A 21812-nucleotide genomic window follows, 5' to 3' on the forward strand; every position below is an offset into this window, starting at 1 on the left:
CTATGGCGCGTTTTATTTTCATCACTGGTGGTGTGGTTTCGTCCTTGGGCAAAGGACTGGCTTCGGCGGCGTTGGGCGCCTTGTTGCAGGCCCGGGGATACTCGGTACGGCTGCGCAAGCTGGACCCCTATCTGAACGTCGATCCGGGGACGATGTCGCCGTTTGAGCATGGCGAAGTATTCGTCACCGATGACGGGGCCGAAACCGACCTGGACCTGGGCCATTACGAACGGTTCACCGGCGTGGCCGCGCGCAAGACCGACTCGGTCAGTTCGGGGCGGATCTATTCCAACGTGCTCGAAAAGGAACGCCGCGGGGATTATCTGGGCAAGACCATTCAGGTGATCCCGCACGTCACCAACGAGATCAAGGATTTCATCGCCATCGGCGAGGATGAGGTTGATTTCATGCTATGCGAAATCGGCGGCACCGTGGGCGATATCGAGGGTCTGCCGTTTTTCGAGGCGATCCGCCAGTTCAGTCAGGACAAGCCGCGCGGGCAGTGCATTTTCATGCACCTGACGCTGCTGCCTTATATCAAGGCCTCGGGCGAGCTGAAGACCAAACCGACTCAGCACTCGGTGAAGGAACTGCGCTCGATCGGTCTGGCGCCCGATATTCTGGTTTGCCGCTCGGAAGGGCCGATCCCGACCAAGGAGCGCGAGAAACTGGCCCTGTTCTGCAACGTGCGCCCCGACAGTGTGATCGCAGCGCAGGACCTGAGCACCATCTATGACGCGCCGCTGGCCTATCACCGCGAAGGTCTGGATCAGGCCGTTCTGGACGCGTTCCAAATCAGCCCTGCGCCCAAACCCGATCTGGCAAAATGGGAAGATGTCAGCGACCGCATCCACAACGCCGAGGGTGAAGTGAAGGTCGCCATCGTAGGCAAGTATACGCAGCTTGAAGACGCCTATAAATCGATTGCCGAGGCACTGACCCATGGCGGCATGGCCAACCGGGTCAAGGTCAAGGTCGAATGGGTTGATGCCGAGGTGTTCGACAACGAAGACGTCGCACCCTATCTTGAGGGTTTCCACGCCATCCTCGTCCCCGGAGGCTTTGGCGAACGCGGCACAGAGGGCAAAATCAAGGCCGCGCAATATGCGCGCGAGCACAAAGTCCCCTATCTGGGCATCTGCCTTGGGATGCAGATGGCCGTGATCGAGGCCGCCCGAAATGCGGCTGGCATCAAGGAAGCTGGTTCGGAAGAATTCGACCACGAAGCCGGGAAGAAACGTTTTGAACCTGTCGTGTACCATCTGAAGGAATGGGTGCAGGGCAATCACAAGGTCGAACGCAAGGTCGGTGACGACAAGGGCGGCACCATGCGCCTGGGCGCTTACAATGCGGTGCTGGCAGAAGGATCGAAAGTCGCTGAAGTTTATGGCGGCACACAGATCGAAGAGCGCCACCGTCACCGCTATGAAGTGGACATCAAGTACCGTGAGCAGCTTGAAAAGGCCGGGCTCAATTTCTCGGGCATGTCGCCGGACGGACGCCTGCCTGAGATCGTGGAATGGTCGGATCACCCGTGGTTCATCGGCGTGCAGTACCACCCGGAACTGAAGTCCAAGCCGTTCGACCCGCATCCCCTGTTCCGCGATTTCGTGCGCGCTGCGAAAGACACCTCGCGCCTGGTCTGACCCTGGGCTGTGTCGGACTGTCACCCCGCGTTGTTTTGTGCGGGCTGATCTCTTAACTGTATGTGCAAGCAGAATTTCTGCTTCGTAGGCTCAATGCCGTTCAGAGTTTCAGGAGATTTCCGATGAGCAACGCAACAACGATTACCAACCTCCAGCAAGCGCTTCATATGGAGCTGACGGCGGCGCACCAGTACCAGCTGCATGCCCATGTGCTGGAGGACTGGGGGCTGGACATCCTTGCCGAAAAAATGCGCGCTGAAATGCAGGAAGAATTGGGTCACTCCGACGCGTTCATCGAGCGTATCCTGTTCCTTGGCGGCGTGCCCGAGCTTGCGTTTCAGAAAAGCCCAGTCGCCGCGGGGTCTCTGGAAGACATGTTTGCTGCGGACCTGAAGGATGAAACCGAGGCGGTCGACTTCTATACCAAGGCCGCGTTGCAGGCCGCCGAGGTCGGCGATGTCGGGTCAAGGACCTTGTTCGAACGCATCTTGCTGGAAGAAGAAGGCCACAAGGACTGGCTGGACACTCAGCTGAAACTGTTGAAGCGTTTGGGTGAGGCCAACTTCAGCGCAAAATTCGTATCCGGCGCCGCAGAAGAAGCCTGAGGCACGCACCGCCGCTTGCCCATGCACCAGCATGGCCCGGACCATCTTGCAATGGACCGGGCCGTGCGGTTTCCGTCACTTCAATGTGACGCTGCCGAGCAAAAAACCTCTACTCGGTCTGCCCTCATGGGGTTAACTGTTGATCACACGACGACAGGAGAGCCCCGATGAGCGATCAATCCCAAAGCGCGAAGACCTTTGCCAGCCTTCACAAAAAGGGCGACCCCGTCATTCTGTTCAACATCTGGGATGCTGGCAGTGCCGGCGCGGTGCGGGATGCAGGCGCGCAAGCCATTGCAACCGGCAGTGCACCTGTTGCCATGGCACAGGGTTTTGGCGACGGTCAGAACATCCCGCTTGAGGCCGCATTGAACAATGCGCGCCGCATCGTTGCTGCGGTTGATCTTCCGGTGACACTGGATTTCGAAGGGGCATATGCCGAAGATCCACAGGGCATTGCGCAAAACGTCAAGCGTGCGCTGGATTGCGGCGTGGTAGGTTTCAACTTCGAAGATCAGATCATCGGCGGCGACGGGCTGTACGATACAGCGGTTCAGGCCAAACGCGTCGAAGCCATGCGCGCGGCCTGCGAAGACGCGGGCATACCTGCCTATGTCAACGCAAGAACCGACATTTTCCTGAAAGCCCCGGCAGAAACACATGATGAGGCCATGCTGAACGACGCCATTGCCCGTGCTTCGGCCTATGAGGCTGCGGGCGCCAGCGGTTTTTTTGCTCCGGGGCTGAAAGACGAGGCGATGATCGGCCATCTGTGCGAGCGCACGAACCTTCCGGTCAACATCATCGCCCTGCCCGGCACCCCCGGCACACCGCGTCTGGCTGAACTGGGGGTTGCGCGCGTCAGCTATGGTCCGGTTCCTTATCGTCAGATGATCAAGTGGTTAACAGATCAGGCGCACGCCGCTATTCACTACCGCAACTGATCACCCTGAAGTTGTGGGATTGCAATTGCCGTCACTTCTCATCACCCTGCTTTTGAAACCAAACAGGAGGCAAGCCTGATGAAAGGCTATTGGGTTGCACATGTCGATGTGGACGACATGGACACGTACAAGACCTACATTGCTGCAAATGCGGAGCCCTTTGCAGCTTATGGTGCGCGCTTTCTGACGCGCGGAGGAAAGCGCGAAGTTAAGGAAGGCGCAGCGCGCGCCCGGACCGTTGTGATCGAATTTCCCAGCTATGAGGATGCGCTTGCCTGTTACGAAAGCGAAGCATACCAGAAAGCCAAAGCACTGCGCGCCCCGGTATCGATGGGCGATCTTGTGATCATTCAAGGCTATGACGGGTAGACTACGCTTGGCGCACCACAAAATATGGAATAATCTTTTGCCATGTTGAAAAAGTTCCTTCAGGCGCTCAGACCGCCCCAGCATGAACATCTTCCGGACCCGGATGCCGAACTTGCTCTGGGTGCGCTCATGGTGCGCGTGGCGCAGGCTGATCGGGACTACAAGCTGGAAGAGATCCGCCTGATCGACAAAATCCTGGCCCGTCTTTACCAGCACAACGCGATCGAAGCAGCCAAGGTGCGCGCCACATGCGAAAAGCTTCACGCGGCAGCGCCGGATACCGATACCTTCGGCAAGCTGATCCGTGAGACCACGGATCTGAAGGAACGCCTGGCCGCTCTGGATGCGCTATGGGAAGTTGTTCTGGCAGATGGAAACACCGACGAAGGCGAGGTGAAAATCGTCGAGGAAGCCCGCGTTGCCATGGGGTTGAGCTTTAACGACAGCAAGGCTGCGCGTGAACGCGTTCAAAGCCGCTTGGATGTGAGTTAGTCGCTCGCTATATCTAACGCATGTTCAGTGAATTTCTTTCCAGGCTCACGCAGCCTCAGCCCGATCCTCTTGTCGACGATGACGCCCGCCTGGCCCTGACGGCCCTGCTGGTGCGTCTGGCACGGTCCGACAATGACTATTCCGATACCGAAATGGCCCGTATCGACCGAATTTCGGCGCAACGCTATGGCCTGTCCCCGTTCGAATGCGCCGCCCTGCGTGCCCGCGCAGAAGATCTTGAGGCCGAGGCCCCGGACACCGTCCGCTTTACCCGAGCCATCAAAGAGGCGGTTGCCTACGAAGATCGTCTTGCGGTCGTTCAGGCGCTGTGGTCCGTGGCGTTGGCCGATGGGCACCGTACAAGCGAGGAAGATTCGCTGCTGCGTCTGGTGGTCAGTCTTCTGGGCGTGAGTGACGTGGATTCCGCTTTGGCACGGCAAAAGGCTGCAAAATCGTGATTGCCATGCTGGGCATGTATGACATGCCTGCCCTGCAAGCCGCCAATGACAGGTTCTGGAACCTGATTCGCGCCCAACTTGGATCAGGCCCGGAACACCTTACCCGCGACAAAGACGTGTGGACGGTCTGGCAGGACCCAAAACTGATTCTGGCACAAACCTGTGGCATGCCGTTTCGAACCCGATTGCATGGTCACGTGCAACTGGTTGGCACCCCGGACTATGACCTGCCCGGATGTCCCCCCGGATACTATTGCTCTGTCTTTGTGGCGCGGCATGACGACGATCGGGATCTGGCGGGGCTGAGCACAGGGGTTTTCGCGTATAATGAGGGCTTGTCCCAATCCGGCTGGGCAGCCCCGATCACACATATGACCCAGGCAAACCTGCACCCCACTGGATTGTTGGAAACCGGCGGGCATGCGCTGTCTGCCCAAGCCGTCGCAGATGGCAAAGCGGACTTTGCCGCACTGGACATGCTGACGTGGCTGATGCTGCAACAACATAGCAATTTGGGGACCAAACTGCGCGAACTGGCAAGAACGACTCCGACTCCGACCCTGCCCTACATCACATCGATGGGTCAGAATCCGCAGGTCATTGCAGGCGCTGTTCGGGCCGCGATTGACCAGCTTTGCGACGACGATCAACGATTGCTGTATATACGCGGGTTGATCGGTATTCCCGCGGCGCACTACTTGGCTGTCCCCACTCCGGCGCCCCCCAAAGACGGCGGATCAACGACTGCCCAATTTGTCGACTGATTTTGGCCAATTTGGGTGTTTCTCCGCTTGATTCTGTCATTTGCACATTGCATTGACCTTTTTTTTCGGTCCTAGTACCGGACCAACACCACCAACCACTGGACTGCCCGTGACAGAAACTGCACCCGTTATCGAAATCAAAGACCTTCACAAAAGCTTCGGAAATCTTGAAGTGTTGAAGGGGGTCGATATCACGGCACATCGCGGTGACGTGGTATCACTGATCGGGTCGTCCGGGTCCGGCAAGTCGACGCTTCTGCGATGCTGCAATCTTCTGGAAGACAGCCAGCAAGGAGAAATCCTTTTCAAGGGTGAGCCTGTGAAATGGTCCGGGGAAAGCCACGGCCGCCGCCCCGCCGACTCCAAACAGGTTCTGCGCATACGCACCAACCTGTCGATGGTGTTTCAACAATTCAATCTTTGGGCGCATATGACCATCCTGCAAAATGTGATGGAAGCCCCCGTGACCGTTCTGGGGCGCGACAGGGCCGAGGTGGAAGAGAGCGCGCGCAAGTATCTGGACAAGGTTGGCATCGGCGACAAATGCGACGCCTATCCGGCGCAATTGTCCGGCGGGCAGCAACAGCGCGCCGCCATCGCCCGCGGCCTGTGCATGGAACCCGAAGCCCTGCTGTTTGATGAACCGACTTCGGCTTTGGACCCTGAACTGGAACAGGAAGTGATCAAGGTGATCAAGGACTTGGCCGCCGAAGGGCGTACCATGATCATCGTGACGCATGACATGAAAATGGCCGCCGACATTTCAAGCCACGTGGTGTTCCTGCACCAGGGCCTGATCGAGGAAGAAGGCACGCCCGAAGATATCTTCACATCTCCTGAATCCGAACGGCTTCGGGGTTTTCTCTCCGCCACTCAGGCGGCTTAACTTCAAAAACAGAACCAAACTGGGGAGCAACCAATGAAAAATCTGATTCTGTCCACTGCCGCACTGGCGCTGACCGCCGGTATCGCCATGGCCGACACGGTCCGCATGGGAACCGAGGGCGCCTACCCTCCGTACAACTTCATCAATGATGCGGGCGAAATCGACGGCTTTGAGCGTGAAGTCGGCGACGAACTGTGCAAGCGCGCAAACCTTGAATGTGAATGGGTCAAGAACGACTGGGATTCGATCATTCCGAACCTGGTCTCGGGCAACTACGACACCATCATCGCGGGTATGTCGATCACCGACGAACGTGACGAAGTCATCGACTTCACCCAGAACTACTTCCCGCCTGCGGCCTCGGCCTATGTCGGTGCGTCTGCGGATGTTGATGTCACCACCGGCGTCGTTGCCGCACAGACCGCCACCATTCAGGCAGGCCACGTAGCCGAGTCGGGCGCGACTCTGGTCGAGTTTGCAACTCCGGAAGAAACCATCGCAGCCGTGCGCAACGGTGAAGCCGATGCCGTGTTTGCCGACAAGGACTTCTTGGTGCCGATCGTCGAGGAATCCGCCGGAGAACTGGTCTTCGTGGGTGATGACGTTCCGCTGGGCGGTGGCATCGGGCTGGGCATCCGTGAATCGGATGGCGAACTGCGCGCAAAGTTTGACGAGGCGATCACCTCGATGAAAGCGGACGGTTCGTTGAACGAACTGATCATCAAGTGGTTCGGCGAAGGCGTTCCGACCTACAACGCTGACGGTTCGGTCGTTACAAACTAATCTGTATCAAGCGGTTCGGCGCGTCCATCGCGCCGAACCCTGCCCGGTGGAACAACCGGGTACGACGTTCGAAAGACGCTACATGTTTTCCTATTGCGCTGACCCTGACACGCTCGGAACATTCCGATGGTTCTCCTGCTATCTGACCAACGGCGTGCACTGGTCCTTCTACCTGTCGTTCCTCAAGGTGTTGGGATTGCTGGCGGTGACCGCGCCGGTCGCATTGGCGTTTGGTTTTGTTGGCGCAATGGCCGCCCGATCACATTTCCCGCCGCTAAGCTGGCTGGGCAAAGGGTATATTGCCATCGTGCGTGGTGTTCCGGACATCGCTTTCTTCCTGTTTTTCGTTATAGCCTTGGATCAGGCATTCGAATGGACGCGGCATAAGATATTGTGCCCCGAATGGACCGACCCGATCCGGCAGGGAAATGACTTTATCGTCTGTCAGGCGGCCAAGCTGCCATTGGGGACCGCACCGGAATGGGTGCATGAAACCTACGGCTTTTTCCTGGCCGTCGTTACCTTCTCGATTGTTTTCGGGGCGTTTGCGGCAAACGTTTTGTTTGGTGGAATGCGCGCCGTGCCCCACGCGCAACTAGAAACCGCCGAAGCATATGGCATGTCCCGTCGTCAGACCTTCTGGCGCATCCTTGTGCCGCAGATGTGGGTCTATGCCCTGCCCGGCCTGTCGAATCTTTGGATGGTTCTCATCAAGGCCACTCCGCTGCTGTTCCTGCTGGGGATCGAAGACATCGTTTATTGGGCCCGCGAACTTGGCGGCACCAAGACGTCAAAGTTCACTCAGTATCCGCATGGCGACTGGCGCATGTGGTACTTCCTGTTCCTGCTTGTCTTCTACCTCGGCATGACGCGCGTATCTGAACTTGGGCTTGAAAAGCTGATGCGGAAACTGTCCCACGGGCAGGCCACGTCCGGCGGCGAGCTTCTGCGCAAGGAGACCACGGCATGAGCTGCTTGCAGACGATTCAAGATTACGGCCTGCGGTCCCTGGGTATCGGCGAGCGGCTGCTGCCCAAAAGTGACTTCACCCTGTGCGAACAGTTCACGCTGATCGGGTCGGGGATGATCTGGAATGTCTATTTCGGGATCATGGCGCTGGCGACCGGCTTCTTTCTGGCCACGGCCCTGGCCGTCGGCAAGGCGTCAGCAAACAAATGGCTTCGCAAGCCTTCGGAATGGTTCATTTTCCTGTTTCGCGGCTCGCCCTTGTTTATCCAGTTTTTCTTCGCCTATTTCCTGTTCTTGTCGCTGAAGAAATCCAACCCGATGTTCGACGCCTTCACCTCAGCCTGGCTGGGGGCGCTGATCGTGCTGTTCCTCAACACCGCAGCCTATTCGGGCGAGATCTTTTACGGAGCGCTAAGGTCCATTCCCAAGGGCGATATCGAAGCCGCAGATGCCTATGGCATGTCAGGCTGGGCCCGTTTTCGCCGGATCGTCTGGCCCACCATGTTGCGGCTTGCCTGGCCTGCCTACACAAACGAAGCGATCTTTCTTTTCCACGCAACAACGCTGGTCTTCTTTTCAGCCTTCCCGGCATGGCAGCAACGCGGAGACGCCCTGTATTACGCCAGTTACTTTGCAGACAAGACGTTCAACCCGTTCATCCCATACCCGATACTGGCGTTCTATTTCATCCTGCTGACGCTGGTGATTGTCGGGGGCTTTGGCCTGATCAATAAACGCCTGAACCGGCACCTGCCGGTCGCAAAACGGGCCAAGATGCGGTTCAAACTGAACCTGGCGCGCTGAGTTTCGGCGCGCCAGTCACGTCTGGACACCAAACCAAATCAACGCCAATCACCGCGCGCCCGCGCGCTTTACAGCACATTCAAAAGGGGAGAAGTGGTACCGCCTCCCTGGCTTGAACAGGGGACCTCTGGATCCACAATCCAGCGCTCTAACCAACTGAGCTAAGGCGGCACTCGTGAGGGGCGATGTACCGAACACGCCCGCGGAATGCAAGAGCATTAAAGCCGAAATTTCCAGCTTTGTTCGACAAGATCGACACCGAAGGAATGCACCGCTTTGCTGTCTGTCAATTCCCAGCCGGACGCCTTGTAAAGTGCGCAGGCGGCGGTATGGCTTTCGTGCGTCCACAGAACCATTTCTTTGTATCCTGCCCCGCGTGCGAAGGCAGTGCATGCTTGCAACAGGCGCTTTCCCAGCCCCAGCCCTCGTGCTTGCGGGACAAGCAGAAACAGCCGCAACTTGGCGGTATTCCGGTCAACAGCAACGCAGAATATACTGCCCAGACGTTGCCCGTCCTGCTCGGCGATCCAGCCTCTTTCAAGCTCGGGGTCACTGTTGGTGATGAAGTCGTCAAGGATGCTGGCCACCAGGGGCGCAAAGCTGTCATCAAACCCTTCGTCGCGCGCATAAAGCAGACCGTGCTGTTCAACCAGCCACGCGGCGTCATCGGGGTGAAAGGGTCTGAGAACGGCGTCTTCCATATCTCATCTGACCGCAAAGGTGACTTGATTCTCAACCCCGTGCGCGCTAGCAGGAACGCTCAGTCTCGGAGGCACAGATGGGCATCAATACCGAACGCGACATTCAGGCAAACCTGCAAATCGGTCCGACCGATCAGGGTATGGTCCGCCTGTTCATCGAAGCTGACGGCATCGAAATACCGATGGATTTTGACCCGGAAGAAGCAGAAGAAATCGCCGACGAAATTCGTGCTGCGGTACAAGCCGCCCTTTCGGTCAAAGGCTGACCTTACAGCCTGGGATCCCGAAGCGCGTGTAAACGGCGCGCCGCATCCGTTGCAAATTTCTGGATCATCTTCTTGCGCCGCGCCGGTGCGATTTTGTCCTCGGGCGCCATGCGCACGATTTCCGCGTCATAGGCATCGGCGATGATCAGGCCTGTTTCATCTGGCAACAGATCGGTCGGGAATTCCGTGTCGACGGCCCAAAAGAATCGGTCACACCATTCCAAATAGCCCTGCCATTTCGAATCCGACTGATAATCGGCACGGCTGGATTTGCATTCAATCACCCACAACTCACCCTTTGGCCCCAGCCCCATCACGTCAACGCGCAACCCGCGCGCAGGCACGAATTCCTCCACGGAAACAAAGCCATGCGCCGCAAGATGCCGCGCGACGCCACGTGCCAGTCTCTGTCCAGGTTGCAGATCCAAAGTCATAGCTGAAAATGTGAACAATTAGCGAACAAAAGTAAAGTGCCTTTGCGTCTTGACATAGTACCTTTTGGTATTGCACTAATATGACACCAAAAGGTACTATTTCTGGGGTTGCTTATGGAGAACCAAACTCAAAACGCGTTTCGCGCGCTGGCCGATCCCACACGCCGGAACATCGTGCGACTGCTCTCGTCACAGGACATGACGATCGGGCAGTTGACGGACCGGTTCGACATGACCCGCGCTGCGGTCAAAAAACACCTGACGATTCTGTCCGACGGTGGGTTGATCACAGTCGAAGCGCGCGGCCGGGAACGCATCAATCGACTTGAACCACAGGGTATGGCCCCGGTGCTCGACTGGCTCAGCTATTTTGACCAGTTCTGGGACGATCGCCTCAACTCTCTCAAGGAAGCCATTGAAAGGAAACAAAATGACTGATGCCGTATTGAAGAAATCGATTTTCCTCAGGGCGGAACCGGAAACCGTTTGGGCCTATCTGACGGAACCTGAGCATTTGGCGGAATGGTTCCACAAACCTGAAAGAACACTGGCAGAAGGTCAGAAGCTTGAGATGTTCGGCACGACAAGCGGCGACTTGCTGATCTGGGGAGAGGTCCGTGTCGCCCGCCCCCCAAAATATCTTGAACACACCTTCACCGTCAAACCGATGGGAGACGCTGTCAGCGTGGTCAAATGGACATTGGAGCCGGTCTCGGGCGGCACACGTCTTGAGCTTGTGCACGAAGGATTGCCGCAAGGCGTCGCAGCATTTGATCTGATCCTGGCCCTGGACAAAGGATGGGATGAACATTTCGGCAAGTTGCGTGTGGCATTGCACGAAACTGTTGACGCCTGACCTCTTGCGCGAACCCGTCAGACACCCTACTTAAGCGCGTGGCGGGTTCTGCCCTTCTTGTGACAGGTAGCATTCTGGTGGCCTTAAGCAATTCCGAGGGGGCTGGCTCTGTTCAGGTCCTGGCCTGATTACCCGGCGCCCACCTGTACATACAGGTCCTCGGGAATCAAACCGCACGGTTGACTGGTGGTCCCGCCGCACTTTCCCTGAAATATCAGCGCCCTGCGCGGGCTTCCTGTTTCACGGTTGCCGGCTCAAAACTGTGTGCGACCGGTGTTCCCCGACGCGGCCCCTGCGGCTTTTCCGCCATGCTCATGATCTTGTACGCGAACTGAACGCCGGCAAAGACGATGCCGTTCATGAACCAGATCATCACCAACGCGATCAGGCCGATTTCCGACCCGGTGATCAGATGCCGAAGGTTCGCGACGTTCAGCGCCAAGAGCACCCCGACAAACACGGCCGAAATGACGAAACCCCAAGCGACTTGCGTGATATACAGGCGGATCAGTTTGGGCATGGCGAACCTCCTTGCGCTTCGACAACAATGCTAGCGCATGTCTGGTTCAGGTAAACGTGTCAGAACGCCTCGGGCTGGGCCTCGCGCGCCATGTGATCCAGCACGGCATTGACGAATTTTGGTTCTTTACCTTCTGAAAAAAAGGCACGCGCCACATCGACAAACTCGGTGATCACCACCTTGGGCGGTGTGCCGCTTTGGGTCAGTTCCGCACCCGCCGCGCGAAACAGCGCGCGCAGGGTCGGGTCGATGCGCGCGATCGGCCATTTCGCCACCAGCGCGCGGTCGGTCATCTGGTCGATCGGCGCCTGATAGTTCACCGCGTCATCCACCAGCTTGCGGAACAGCGTGCTGTCGCCCTCAAGCATCTCGTCGCCCTCGTAGACCGCGCCGAACCGGTGGTCCAGAAACTCGTTGACCACCTGCTCGGTCGTCTGGCCCGACTGTTCCATCTGGAACAGCGCCTGCACGGCATAAAGCCGCGCTGCGGATTTCATCAGGCGTTTCCGGTTTGCCGGTTTCGGCGTGTCTGTCTGGGTCATGCTGTCGTTGATCCGTTGCTGTCGCCCGCCACCAGGATGGACTCGGACGGCGGCTTGAATCCGACGCCCTTTTTCGAAGCGCCCCACTTACGGCTGAGCGCGATCAGATGCAAGGCCGCAGCGGCCGCGCCGCCCCCTTTATTCATCTTTTCGGGGTTGGCGCGGACTTCGGCCTGCTCGTCATTCTCGACCGTCAGGATGCCGTTGCCGATGCACAGCCCCTGTAGGCCCAGCAGCTGGATCGCGCGGCTGGAGTCGTTGCAGACGGTTTCGTAATGCGTGGTCTCACCGCGGATGACGCAGCCAAGCGCGACATAGCCGTCAAAGTTGCACTGTCGGTCGGCCATTGCGATGGCCGTGGGGATTTCCAGCGCGCCGGGCACTTCGACCACTTCGCAGGTACCGCCAGCCGCTTCGATCTCGGCCGTGGCGCCCGCAATCAGGTTGTCGGCGATCGAGCGGTAGAACGGAGCGGCCACGATCAGCAGTTTCACCGGCTTGTCGAAGCTGGGTGTCGGCAGAATTCCGTGTTTGTCTTGTTCAGCCATGTTCAGTCTTCCTTCAGAATCGAGCGGGTGCCGACGATGGACAGGCCAAACGCGTCCAGCCCAAGATACACCGTTTCAGGAGAGTCGGTCAGAAGCACCAGTTCCTGAATCCCCATCTTGGACAGGATCTGCGCCCCCAGACCGGTTTGCTTGATCGTGCGCGGGCCTTCATCCTCGACCGCATACAACGAGTTGCGCGGCTGGCGGAACAGGCAGACCACACCGCGGCCCTCTTCGGCGATCTTTTCCATTGCGCGCGGCAGCTCGCGGGATGATTTCGGACCAAGCCCCAGGATATCCGGCGCTTCGTGCAGGGCGTGCGTGCGCGTCAGAACGGGCTCGGGCGTGGTGATGTCACCTTTGATCATGACAACATGTTCAATGCCGTGGGTCTGATCGGTGAAAATCCGCATTTCCCACTCACCGCCGTATTCCGAGGTGACTGTTTGACGAGAAGTCTCGACAACCAGATTGTCATTGCGCGCCCGATAGCTGATCAGATCGCTGATCGTGCCGATTTTCATGTCGTGCTTTTTGGCGAACTCGACCAGATCCGGCAGGCGCGCCATGGTTCCGTCTTCATTCATGATCTCGCAGATCACGCCTGACGGGTTCAGCCCGGCAAGACGCGAGATATCCACGGCGGCCTCGGTATGGCCTGCGCGCACCAGCACCCCGCCCCGCTTTGCCCGCAACGGGAAGACATGGCCCGGGGTGGCGATATGCGCCATCGTGTTCTGTTCGTTGATTGCGGTCGCCACGGTCAGCGCCCGGTCGGCGGCTGAAATCCCGGTGCTGACACCTTCGCGCGCCTCAATCGAAACCGTAAAGGCCGTCTCGTGCCGGGACGAGTTGTTCACGGCCATCATCGGCAGGCCCAGCGCATCTATCCGTTCCGCCGTCATCGGCAAACAGATCAGACCGCGCCCGTGGGTGGCCATGAAGTTGATCGCCTCGGCATCCGCAAACTCGGCCGGGATCACCAGATCGCCTTCGTTCTCGCGATCTTCGTGATCGACCAGAATGTACATCCGGCCGGCGCGCGCCTCTTCGATGATTTCTTCGATCGGGCTGATCGCGTCACGCAACTGGGCCTCGACCGGTCCGGGGGTTTCAAAGCTCATGGGGCAGCCTTTCACATGGCGGGTTTGCTCGGCGGAATAGACCACTGAGGGCGCAAAGACCAGTCCACAAACGGCGCAGGGGTTTTCCGACGCGACGTATCAGGACATCTCGGACAGGCGCGCGACGTACCGGGCCAGCGTATCGATCTCAAGATTGACGCGATCGCCCACACCGACATCGCCCCAGGTCGTGACTTCCTTGGTGTGAGGGATGAAATTGATGCCGAACTCGCAATCATTCACGTCATTGACCGTCAGCGATGTCCCGTTCAGCGCAACCGACCCTTTGGGCGCTATGAACCGCGCCAGTTCCTTCGGTGCAAGCAAGGTGACACGTGTACTGTCGCCTTCATCTTCGACCGCGACCACGTCGGCCACGCCATCCACATGACCCGAAACGATGTGACCGCCCAGTTCATCACCGACTTTCAGCGCTCGCTCCAGATTGACGCGTTTGCCGACGGCCCAGGTATCAAGATTGGTCTTCGAAACCGTCTCGGCGCTGATCTGAACGTCATACCAATCGTCGCCCAGCGCGATCACCGTCAGGCACACACCATCACTGGCAATCGAGGCTCCGATATCTATACCGGCCGTGTCATAGGTCGTCTTGATCCGGGCGCGCAGATCCCCCTGCTGTTCCAGCTCGGTGACGGTGCCGATGTCGGTGACGATCCCTGTGAACATTCCGTTAACCCTCTGTTCCTAACCTGTGCCTGCTATTCACCGTCGAGGTAAGCCCAATGGGCCGCGCGGGCAAGCCCCGCCTTGCCGTACAAGGCCCAAACGGGCATAGTTTCCGCAACAAAAACCAAAAGAGCAGTCCAGATGCCGCACATGCCTTCAGGCTCAGACAAACGGGTCTTCCTGTTTCTTCAGGGACCTCACGGACCGTTTTTCTCGACACTCGGGCGGATGTTGCGCGCCACGGGGGCACAGGTCTGGCGGGTTGGGTTCAATGCGGGGGATCAGGCGTTCTGGTTCGACAAGGCAAGTTTCATCGCATTCCGGAACACGCCCGGCGATTGGCCCGAGACATTGAACAGGTTGATTGCCGACAAGGGCGTCACGGATATCGTTCTTTATGGCGACACGAGACCGGTCCACGCCCGCGCAGTTGAGATTGCAAAGTCTCAAGGGCTGACAATTCATGTTTTCGAAGAAGGCTACCTGCGGCCCTGGTGGGTTACGTACGAGCGGGACGGGTCAAACGGGCATTCGCGCCTGATGTCACTGGATGTCGACCAGATGCGGCAGGCTCTGGCCCGCTCGGACAGCAAATCGCCCCCGCCACCGTCGCATTGGGGGGATATGCGGCAACACATATTCTACGGTGCCCTCTATCATTGGTTCGTCATGTTCCTGAACAAGGGATACCGCAATTTCCGGCCTCATCGTGATCTGTCGGTTTCACAGGAATTCCGGTTGTATTTCAAACGCCTGATGCTGATGCCTGTTCATCGCCTGCAACGCAGCATTGCCACGGCGCGCGTCAGATGGGGGGGCTTCCCCTATCACCTCGTGTTGCTGCAACTGGGGCATGACAGTTCGGTTCAGGCCCATTCCGAATTCTCTTGCATGTCCGATTTTCTGGAACTGGTCATCGCAGGATTCGCGCAAGGCGCACCGGCGCATCACAGGCTGGTCGTTAAAGAGCACCCTTTGGAAAACCACCGTGAACCATTGCACCTGCGCGCCATGGAGATTGCCAGAAAACACGGGGTGCAGAACCGTGTTCACTATGTCCCCGGCGGAAAACTGGCAGGTTTGCTGGATGAGGCAAACTCGGCCGTCACCGTGAATTCTACTGCGGGGCAGCAGGTCTTGTGGCGGGGTATTCCGCTGCGTATTTTCGGACGTTCGGTTTATGACAAGACCGACTTCGTATCACAGCAGTCGATCGCTGCTTTTTTTGCTGAACCAAACGCGCCGGATGTCGACGCCTATCGCTGTTACCGGCAATTCCTGCTGGAAACCAGCCAGGTTCCGGGCGGGTTTTATTCCCGGCGCGGCAGGCGGCAGTTGCTGCGCCGCGCCGTGGACATGATGCTCAGCAGCAGTGACCCTTATCAGGCCCTTCTGAACAAGAACGAGGCACCGACGCCACAGTTGAAAATCGTCAAGCAATTCGGGCGCACTGTGACTGGAAGTTGAGCTGCTTCCCGGCTAATCTTCCCGCAACAACAAAAGACTGAGGATATCCGGCAGTGCAATTCTCTCCTAAGCGATGGATGCGAGGGGTTTCCCTTGTAGCCGCAATCGGCTTGATGGCGGCCTGCCAACTTCCGAAATCCGGGCCGAACAAGACCGAAATTCTGGCGGGCGCAGTCCAGAATGGCGGCAACGCGTTTGTCGTCGAAGTCGATGACCGCGTGACACGCCTTACATCCGCCGTGCCTCAGTTCGGCTTTTCGTCCTCGTTCAGCAGCGCCCAGGCCTTGACCGCCGACACTGTCCGCCCCGGTGACGTGCTGGGCCTGACCATATGGGAAAACGTGGACGACGGGTTGCTGTCCGGCGAAACCGGTGCGGCGACCATTCTGGACGAAGTTCAGGTCGACAGCGACGGTTTCATTTTCGTCCCCTATGCGGGTCGGATTCGGGCCGCGGGCAACACGCCCGAACAGCTTCGCGTGTTGATCACGAACAAGCTGCGGGAACAGACACCCGACCCACAGATCGAAGTCCGGCGTGTTGCGGGTGACGGTTCCACCGTCTCGCTGACGGGTACAGTCGCAACCCCCGGCATCTATCCGATCGAACGCCCAACCCGTTCCCTGCTTGGCATGCTGTCCAAGGCGGGCGGGGTCTCAGTAGCGTCGGATATCGCACTGGTGACGCTGATCCGAGGGGATCAAAAGGGCACCGTCTGGTACGAAGATCTGTTCCGCAACCCGAAACTGGACGTCGCTTTGCGGGGCGGCGACCGCATTTTGGTGGAAGAAGACAGCAGATCATACATAGCTCTCGGCGCGACCGGGGGTCAGTCTCGTGTGGCCTTTGACAGTCAGGACCTTACCGCCTTGGAAGCACTGGCTCAGGTCGGTGGTTTGCTAACACTGTCTTCTGATCCAACCGGAATTTTCATCCTGCGAAAAGAGCGTCAGAACATCGCGCGCAACATCACTGGACGCGCCGACCTAAAGGGGGATCAACGCATGATCTACCTGCTGAACCTGACGGCCCCCAACGGCCTGTTCATCGCGCGGGATTTCGTGATCCGCGACGATGATACGATTTATGTGACCGAAGCACCCTATGCACAGTGGAGCAAATCGATCTCGCTGATCGCTGGTGGTCTGACCCCCGTCGCAAACGTCGCCACGCTGACCGGCAACTGATGCATGGTACCCGATCCGGACAGCGCAGCCGGGGCCGAGCGCACCCGGCTGTTCGTCTACAACGGCGGGTTTCTTACGCAAAAACGCCTGAGACGGATTCTGACGCTTGCCGGATATGACATTCGTCTGGGTCTTCCCAAGGATGGCGATTGCGTGGGCATATGGGGCAACAGCCCGACCGCGTATCGGGGCCTGCGCATCGCCGAAAAACACCGTGCACCCGTTCTGCGGGTCGAGGATGCCTTTCTCAGGTCTCTGCACCTGGGGCGCGCCGGTGAACCGCCCTTGGGTCTTTTGCTGGACCGTTCAGGCCCGCAATTCGATGTGGCAGAACCTTCCGACCTTGAGAAGCTGCTGAACACTGATCCCTTGGACGACACCGCGCTGCTGAACCGCGCACGCGCGGCGATGGAGCGGGTCAGGGAATTGCACCTCAGCAAGTATTCCGCGTTTGACCCCGATCTTGCCGCACCTGACCCCGGTTATGTACTGGTCATCGATCAGACGGTTGGCGATGCCGCCGTCACGGCAAGCGGCGCCGATCGTGCCCGTTTTCTTGAAATGCTCGTGGTCGCGCAGGAGGAAAACCCAGGCGCGCGCATTCTGATCAAGACACATCCAGAAACGATGGCAGGTCATCGTCGGGGGCATTTCACCGATCAGGACCTGTCAGACCGGGTCACGTGGTTTGACAAACCGATCAGCCCCTGGCCCCTGCTTGAAGGCGCCGTTGCGGTTTATACCGTTTCCTCGCAACTGGGCTTTGAAGCTATTCTGGCCGGTCACAAACCGCGCGTTTTCGGTCAGCCGTTCTATGCCGGGTGGGGCCTGACGCAGGATGAATTCCCAGTCCAGCGCCGTCAGCGCAACCTGACCCGCGCGCAACTGTTCGCGGCCGCGATGCTGCTTTACCCGACCTGGTACGACCCCTTTCGCGATCAGCTCTGCGAACTGGAAACGGTTCTGGACATTTTGGAGGCGCAGACCCGCGCATGGCGGCAGGACAGGCTCGGTTGGACGGCTGCCGGTATGCGTCTGTGGAAACGCAGGCACATGCAACAGATTTTCGGGCGGCATGGCAAGTTGCGCTTTACGGCCACACAGCCTGATGCCTCGGATCGCCCGCACATGGTCTGGGCCAGTCAGGCGCGCGACAGCGAAGGGGCCGTTCGTGTGGAAGACGGCTTTTTGCGTTCCCGCGGACTGGGGGCGGCGCTTGTTCCGCCCCTATCCCTGGTAACCGACGAAATCGGTATCTACTATGACCCCACAAAGCCCAGCCAGTTGGAAAACCTGATCAGCGAGCGCGCAACATTGCGCCCGGATCAGGAATTGCGCGCTGAACGGCTTGTTGAGAGATTGCTGGCCGATGGTTTGAGCAAATACAACACGGGCCAATCCGCGCCGGTTCTGCCCCATGGGCACCGAATTCTGGTGCCCGGACAGGTTGAAGATGACGCCTCGATCCTGCTGGGCACCAACACGGTGCGCAGCAATCTGGACCTGCTGCAAACAGCGCGCGAAGCCAACCCCGATGCAATCCTGATCTACAAACCGCACCCTGATGTCGAAGCCGGGTTGCGGGATGGCCAGATAGACGCAGAGTCACTTGCGGACCTTGTCGTGACCCGGACTGACCCCGCCTCTTTGCTGACGCAGGTCGACGAGGTTTGGACGATGACATCGCTATTGGGGTTCGAGGCATTGTTGCGCGGGGTGAAGGTCACGACTCTGGGCGCGCCCTTCTATGCGGGATGGGGCCTGACCACCGATCTGGATGCCGTCCCCGTCAGGCGAGGTGCACGACCGTCGCTGATGGGTTTGGTGCACGCCACCTTGATTGACTATCCACGCTATTTCGATCCGATCACCAGACAACCCTGCCCTGTCGAAGTGGCCGTTGAACGCTTGGCGCTGGGGTATTCGGCACCGTCCGGTCCGTTCAACCGGTTTCTGTCAAAGCTTCAGGGCGCGTTCGCAACGCACGCTCATCTTTGGCGTTGACGTCATTCCGACGCTCTGCGCCAACGGTGCAATACATCCCCGCCGACCGCCTGCGTCTCGATCAATTCGAACCTGGGGGCGGCCTCCAGCGTTTCCAGACCTAGTGTCCCGACCGCGGCCAGGCCCTCGGCCCCGATGGTTAAGCCGGCAGTGAACCCGATCAGCTCATCCACCAGATCTTCGGCCAACAGCGAGGCCGCAAGCGCGGCACCGCCTTCGCAGAAGACACTGGTCAAACCGGCCTGACCCAGTTGCTGAAGCAGATCCACCGCATCGATATGATGATCTTTCAACGCACAGGGGATCAGCTTTGCCCCCAATCCCTCCCACGCCTGTGCACGTTCGGCATCCGGGTGATGCGCATGGCAGAGCCAGACAGGTATCTTTGAGGCCGAGCGCGCCAGCTGGCCCATCAGAGGAATATCCATATGGCGGGACACCACGACGCGGACGGGTTGATGCTCAACGCCAAGATCCCGAACGGTCAGCGAGGGGTCGTCGGTGCGCGCCGTCCCTGCCCCGACCATAACCGCATCGTGACGTGCGCGCATGGCATGGACCACACGACGTGCCTGCGGTCCGGTGATCCATTGACTGTGCCCTGTCGAGGTTGCGATACGCCCGTCAAAACTGCTGGCCATCTTCAGCGTCACAAAAGGCCGGCCTTGTTCAGTCTTGAGGAAAAAGCCTTCCAGATCCCGTTCTGCCTGTTGCGCAAGAACGCCAGTTACAACGTCAATCCCCGCCTCGCGCAACATGGCAAAACCCTGCCCGGCCACGCGCGGATCGCTGTCTTCGACAGCGGCCACAACGCGGGATACACCTGCCGCAATCAAGGCCTCGGCGCAGGGTGGTGTTTTGCCGTGATGGGCACAGGGTTCCAGCGTTACATAGGCGGTCGCACCACGCGCACCCTGCCCGGCCTGAGCCAAGGCTTCGGTCTCGGCATGAGGGCGGCCACTCGGCTGTGTCCAGCCCCGCCCAATGATCCGGTCATCACGAACGATGACACACCCCACAGCGGGGTTCGGCCAGCACGTCCCCTGACCGCGCCGCCCCAAAGACAGGGCAAGCGCCATGAATCGCTTATCTGTTTCGTTCACTCGTCAGTCGAAGGCTGCGGCGGGCGCAGTTCGTGGACGAACTCCTCGAAATCATCGGCCGCCTGGAAATTCTTGTACACACTCGCAAAGCGAACATAGGCGACAGTGTCGATCCGCGCCAGAGCTTCCATAACGATCTCACCGATCTTGTTGGACGGGATATCCGTGTCGCCCATGCTTTCCAGACGGCGCACGATGCCCGAAATCATCTGATCGATCCGTTCGGGATCAACGGGGCGTTTCTGCATCGAGATGCGGATCGAACGCTCCAGCTTGTCGCGATCGAAATCTTCGCGTTTTCCATTGGTTTTTATGACAACCAGATCACGCAGTTGCACACGTTCGTAGGTCGTGAACCGTCCGCCACAGGCCGGACAGAACCGGCGTCGGCGGATTGCCACGTGGTCCTCTGCCGGGCGTGAATCTTTCACCTGAGTGTCGATATTTCCGCAAAACGGGCAGCGCATCCGCCGTCTCCTCGTCCCATGTTCGGCCTCTTTTTGTAAGCGCTGCGGCTTACTTATCCACAACTATAGGGCAGCCGCTAGAGTTTGGGTAGTCGGAAATTCAAACCGCTAAATAGTGGGTCAGGCCAGATACGCCGCAACCTTCCTTTGATGCGGCGCAGTGCGGTGTTCAAACAGGTAAATCCCTTGCCATGTTCCCAGAACAGGTCGTCCCTGCGACACCGGGATCGTCAACGAAACCGGCAAGAGCGCGGCCTTGATATGCGCAGGCATATCGTCCGGGCCTTCATAGGTGTGCCGCAGATACGACATGGCAGGGTTGTCTGACGGTGGAACCAGCCGTTCGAAGAACGCCTGAAGATCTTTTTGAACTTCGGGGTCCGCGTTTTCCTGAATCAGCAATGAGCAGGAAGTGTGGCGAACGAAAAGGGTCAAGACCCCATCTTTCGCCACCCGTTCAAGCCATTGCAGAACGTCGGACGTGAATTCGTACAGCCCCGGTCCTTGGGTGTGCAAAACGAACTCGGTCTGCATCGTGTCTATCCTGCGCGTTTGTCAGTCGTTGAAGAACGGTCGATAATTACACCGTGCATTCGCACCTTGTACAGATTCACTGTTGCCAGGCTGAAACCCGAACGAGACAAAGCTGCTGGGTTGCACATCAACCGTTTGAGGTTGCTTGATCGAAAACTGAACCGCTGTTCTGCGACCGGTTGTGACACTGGGCCCGTACCCCCGCAGCACGTAAATCCGGTCCGTCCAACCCAATCCCAAGGTTCGGCGCGCATAATCTGCGGCCGCGCACCAATAGCCTTCGGTACGCATGTCGCCGCGGGGGATGACCTCAAAATCAGTGGCGTTTATGGGTTCCGTTCGAAATCCGTTCCGTGCAGCATCTGCTGTCAATGGAACACTGAAGGCCAAGGCTGCCAACGCGGCGAAAGTGTATGACTGTTTCATGGTAACTTCTTCCCTGATTGCTTGTTTCAAATAGCGATCCCCAAATAGGTTAGTCGAACTTCACCGCGTTCACAGGGTACCTCACGATCAATTCAGCCCGCCAGGTACATAGCGTGATCCGGTGTGAGTCAGCCTTGACAGCGGATCAGCAGGCCCAAGCCCGGTGTCGCAGACCAACGCGTCACCTGCGGGAAAAAGAGCGTGCCGGGGAGCCCTGAGCAGAGAT

28 protein-coding genes and 1 tRNA gene are annotated in these 21812 nt (G+C 58.6%); 17 read left to right on the plus strand and 12 right to left on the minus strand.

All coding sequences use genetic code 11. The features are described 5' to 3' along the window. The first annotated feature begins 2 nt into the window (after positions 1-2). The 11 genes from ACR0C6_RS06885 (at position 3) to ACR0C6_RS06935 (ending at position 8720) form a co-directional block, all read left to right on the plus strand. On the plus strand, positions 3-1646 hold the full coding sequence (locus ACR0C6_RS06885; RefSeq protein WP_152457574.1) for a CTP synthase: 1644 nt from the start codon (positions 3-5) through the stop codon (positions 1644-1646). 122 nt (positions 1647-1768) lie between these two features. Continuing rightward, positions 1769-2251 (plus strand): bacterioferritin, encoded by a 483-nt coding sequence (locus tag ACR0C6_RS06890; RefSeq protein ID WP_480618716.1) that lies wholly within the window; start codon positions 1769-1771, stop codon positions 2249-2251. Between the two features lie 167 nt (positions 2252-2418). After that, entirely contained in the window at positions 2419-3195 is a 777-nt protein-coding gene (locus ACR0C6_RS06895; protein WP_480618717.1) for an isocitrate lyase/PEP mutase family protein, read from the plus strand. 75 nt (positions 3196-3270) lie between these two features. Continuing rightward, positions 3271-3564, plus strand: a complete 294-nt coding sequence (locus ACR0C6_RS06900) for a DUF1330 domain-containing protein (protein ID WP_152457571.1) — start codon at positions 3271-3273, stop codon at positions 3562-3564. Between the two features lie 42 nt (positions 3565-3606). After that, entirely contained in the window at positions 3607-4056 is a 450-nt protein-coding gene (locus tag ACR0C6_RS06905; protein WP_152457570.1) for a tellurite resistance TerB family protein, read from the plus strand. Positions 4057-4076: 20 nt separating this feature from the next. Beyond that, positions 4077-4514, plus strand: coding sequence for a tellurite resistance TerB family protein (locus ACR0C6_RS06910; protein WP_152457569.1), 438 nt, complete (start codon positions 4077-4079; stop codon positions 4512-4514). A 5-nt stretch (positions 4515-4519) separates the two neighbouring features. After that, positions 4520-5278, plus strand: coding sequence for a phosphate/phosphite/phosphonate ABC transporter substrate-binding protein (locus tag ACR0C6_RS06915; protein ID WP_480618822.1), 759 nt, complete (start codon positions 4520-4522; stop codon positions 5276-5278). 109 nt (positions 5279-5387) lie between these two features. Further along, positions 5388-6164, plus strand: a complete 777-nt coding sequence (locus ACR0C6_RS06920) for an ABC transporter ATP-binding protein (RefSeq protein ID WP_152457567.1) — start codon at positions 5388-5390, stop codon at positions 6162-6164. 33 nt (positions 6165-6197) lie between these two features. Next, positions 6198-6947, plus strand: a complete 750-nt coding sequence (locus ACR0C6_RS06925; protein ID WP_480444759.1) for a transporter substrate-binding domain-containing protein — start codon at positions 6198-6200, stop codon at positions 6945-6947. Positions 6948-7029: 82 nt separating this feature from the next. Then, a complete protein-coding gene (locus ACR0C6_RS06930) occupies positions 7030-7917 on the plus strand; it encodes an ABC transporter permease (protein WP_171170555.1) in 888 nt (295 codons plus the stop codon). Continuing rightward, a complete protein-coding gene (locus ACR0C6_RS06935) occupies positions 7914-8720 on the plus strand; it encodes an ABC transporter permease (protein WP_152457564.1) in 807 nt (268 codons plus the stop codon). The genes ACR0C6_RS06930 and ACR0C6_RS06935 overlap by 4 nt, the downstream gene beginning before the upstream one ends. Before the next feature lie 94 nt (positions 8721-8814). Here the strand turns inward: ACR0C6_RS06935 and ACR0C6_RS06940 are convergent. Beyond that, a tRNA-His gene (locus ACR0C6_RS06940) sits at positions 8815-8891 on the minus strand. A gap of 47 nt (positions 8892-8938) precedes the next feature. Further along, positions 8939-9421 (minus strand): N-acetyltransferase family protein, encoded by a 483-nt coding sequence (locus tag ACR0C6_RS06945; RefSeq protein WP_480444757.1) that lies wholly within the window; start codon positions 9419-9421, stop codon positions 8939-8941. Between the two features lie 77 nt (positions 9422-9498). Here ACR0C6_RS06945 and ACR0C6_RS06950 point away from each other — a divergent pair, with 77 nt between their 5' ends. Continuing rightward, positions 9499-9687 (plus strand): DUF6324 family protein, encoded by a 189-nt coding sequence (locus tag ACR0C6_RS06950; RefSeq protein ID WP_171228478.1) that lies wholly within the window; start codon positions 9499-9501, stop codon positions 9685-9687. A gap of 2 nt (positions 9688-9689) precedes the next feature. Here ACR0C6_RS06950 and ACR0C6_RS06955 read toward each other — a convergent pair whose 3' ends face one another. Next, positions 9690-10121 (minus strand): MmcB family DNA repair protein, encoded by a 432-nt coding sequence (locus ACR0C6_RS06955; RefSeq protein ID WP_152457561.1) that lies wholly within the window; start codon positions 10119-10121, stop codon positions 9690-9692. A gap of 114 nt (positions 10122-10235) precedes the next feature. On the opposite strand from ACR0C6_RS06955, the gene ACR0C6_RS06960 reads away from it, so the two are divergent. Both ACR0C6_RS06960 and ACR0C6_RS06965 read left to right on the plus strand, forming a co-directional pair. Then, the gene (locus ACR0C6_RS06960) at positions 10236-10559 is read left to right on the plus strand and encodes an ArsR/SmtB family transcription factor (RefSeq protein WP_152457560.1); all 324 of its coding nucleotides are present in this window, start codon (positions 10236-10238) and stop codon (positions 10557-10559) included. After that, a complete protein-coding gene (locus ACR0C6_RS06965) occupies positions 10552-10977 on the plus strand; it encodes an SRPBCC family protein (RefSeq protein WP_171170550.1) in 426 nt (141 codons plus the stop codon). Before ACR0C6_RS06960 ends, ACR0C6_RS06965 begins: the two co-directional genes overlap by 8 nt. A 214-nt stretch (positions 10978-11191) precedes the next feature. Here ACR0C6_RS06965 and ACR0C6_RS06970 read toward each other — a convergent pair whose 3' ends face one another. From ACR0C6_RS06970 to ACR0C6_RS06990, 5 genes are all read right to left on the minus strand, one after another. After that, on the minus strand, positions 11192-11497 hold the full coding sequence (locus ACR0C6_RS06970; protein WP_152457558.1) for a hypothetical protein: 306 nt from the start codon (positions 11495-11497) through the stop codon (positions 11192-11194). Positions 11498-11556: 59 nt separating this feature from the next. Then, positions 11557-12039 (minus strand): transcription antitermination factor NusB, encoded by a 483-nt coding sequence (nusB, locus tag ACR0C6_RS06975; RefSeq protein ID WP_152457557.1) that lies wholly within the window; start codon positions 12037-12039, stop codon positions 11557-11559. After that, positions 12036-12587: a 6,7-dimethyl-8-ribityllumazine synthase gene (locus ACR0C6_RS06980; RefSeq protein WP_171206893.1), complete on the minus strand. Its 552-nt coding sequence runs from the start codon at positions 12585-12587 to the stop codon at positions 12036-12038. Before ACR0C6_RS06980 ends, nusB begins: the two co-directional genes overlap by 4 nt. 2 nt (positions 12588-12589) lie before the next feature. Continuing rightward, positions 12590-13711, minus strand: coding sequence for a 3,4-dihydroxy-2-butanone-4-phosphate synthase (gene ribB, locus ACR0C6_RS06985; protein ID WP_170346543.1), 1122 nt, complete (start codon positions 13709-13711; stop codon positions 12590-12592). A gap of 99 nt (positions 13712-13810) precedes the next feature. Beyond that, positions 13811-14398 (minus strand): riboflavin synthase, encoded by a 588-nt coding sequence (locus ACR0C6_RS06990; protein WP_480444755.1) that lies wholly within the window; start codon positions 14396-14398, stop codon positions 13811-13813. A gap of 150 nt (positions 14399-14548) precedes the next feature. Here ACR0C6_RS06990 and ACR0C6_RS06995 point away from each other — a divergent pair, with 150 nt between their 5' ends. Genes ACR0C6_RS06995 through ACR0C6_RS07005 form a run of 3 tightly spaced genes read left to right on the plus strand, consistent with a single transcriptional unit; the run spans position 14549 to position 19056 of the window. Then, complete coding sequence (locus ACR0C6_RS06995) at positions 14549-15865, plus strand: capsule biosynthesis protein (RefSeq protein ID WP_480618718.1); 1317 nt, start codon at positions 14549-14551, stop codon at positions 15863-15865. Positions 15866-15918: 53 nt separating this feature from the next. Continuing rightward, on the plus strand, positions 15919-17052 hold the full coding sequence (locus ACR0C6_RS07000; protein ID WP_480618719.1) for a polysaccharide biosynthesis/export family protein: 1134 nt from the start codon (positions 15919-15921) through the stop codon (positions 17050-17052). Positions 17053-17055: 3 nt separating this feature from the next. Then, complete coding sequence (locus ACR0C6_RS07005; protein WP_480618720.1) at positions 17056-19056, plus strand: capsular polysaccharide biosynthesis protein; 2001 nt, start codon at positions 17056-17058, stop codon at positions 19054-19056. A 2-nt stretch (positions 19057-19058) separates the two neighbouring features. Here the strand turns inward: ACR0C6_RS07005 and ribD are convergent, their stop codons facing one another. The 4 genes from ribD to ACR0C6_RS07025 form a co-directional block, all read right to left on the minus strand. Next, complete coding sequence (gene ribD / locus ACR0C6_RS07010; RefSeq protein ID WP_480618721.1) at positions 19059-20159, minus strand: bifunctional diaminohydroxyphosphoribosylaminopyrimidine deaminase/5-amino-6-(5-phosphoribosylamino)uracil reductase RibD; 1101 nt, start codon at positions 20157-20159, stop codon at positions 19059-19061. Then, positions 20156-20626 carry a transcriptional regulator NrdR gene (gene nrdR, locus ACR0C6_RS07015; protein WP_117869416.1) on the minus strand — a complete coding sequence of 157 codons (471 nt, stop codon included), beginning with the start codon at positions 20624-20626 and terminating at the stop codon, positions 20156-20158. Before nrdR ends, ribD begins: the two co-directional genes overlap by 4 nt. A 120-nt stretch (positions 20627-20746) precedes the next feature. Continuing rightward, positions 20747-21160, minus strand: coding sequence for a secondary thiamine-phosphate synthase enzyme YjbQ (locus ACR0C6_RS07020; protein WP_480618722.1), 414 nt, complete (start codon positions 21158-21160; stop codon positions 20747-20749). A gap of 21 nt (positions 21161-21181) precedes the next feature. Further along, positions 21182-21586 carry a hypothetical protein gene (locus tag ACR0C6_RS07025; protein ID WP_152457548.1) on the minus strand — a complete coding sequence of 135 codons (405 nt, stop codon included), beginning with the start codon at positions 21584-21586 and terminating at the stop codon, positions 21182-21184. Positions 21587-21812: the final 226 nt, after the last annotated feature.

The sequence above is a fragment of the Ruegeria sp. AL12 genome (genome assembly GCF_056540885.1).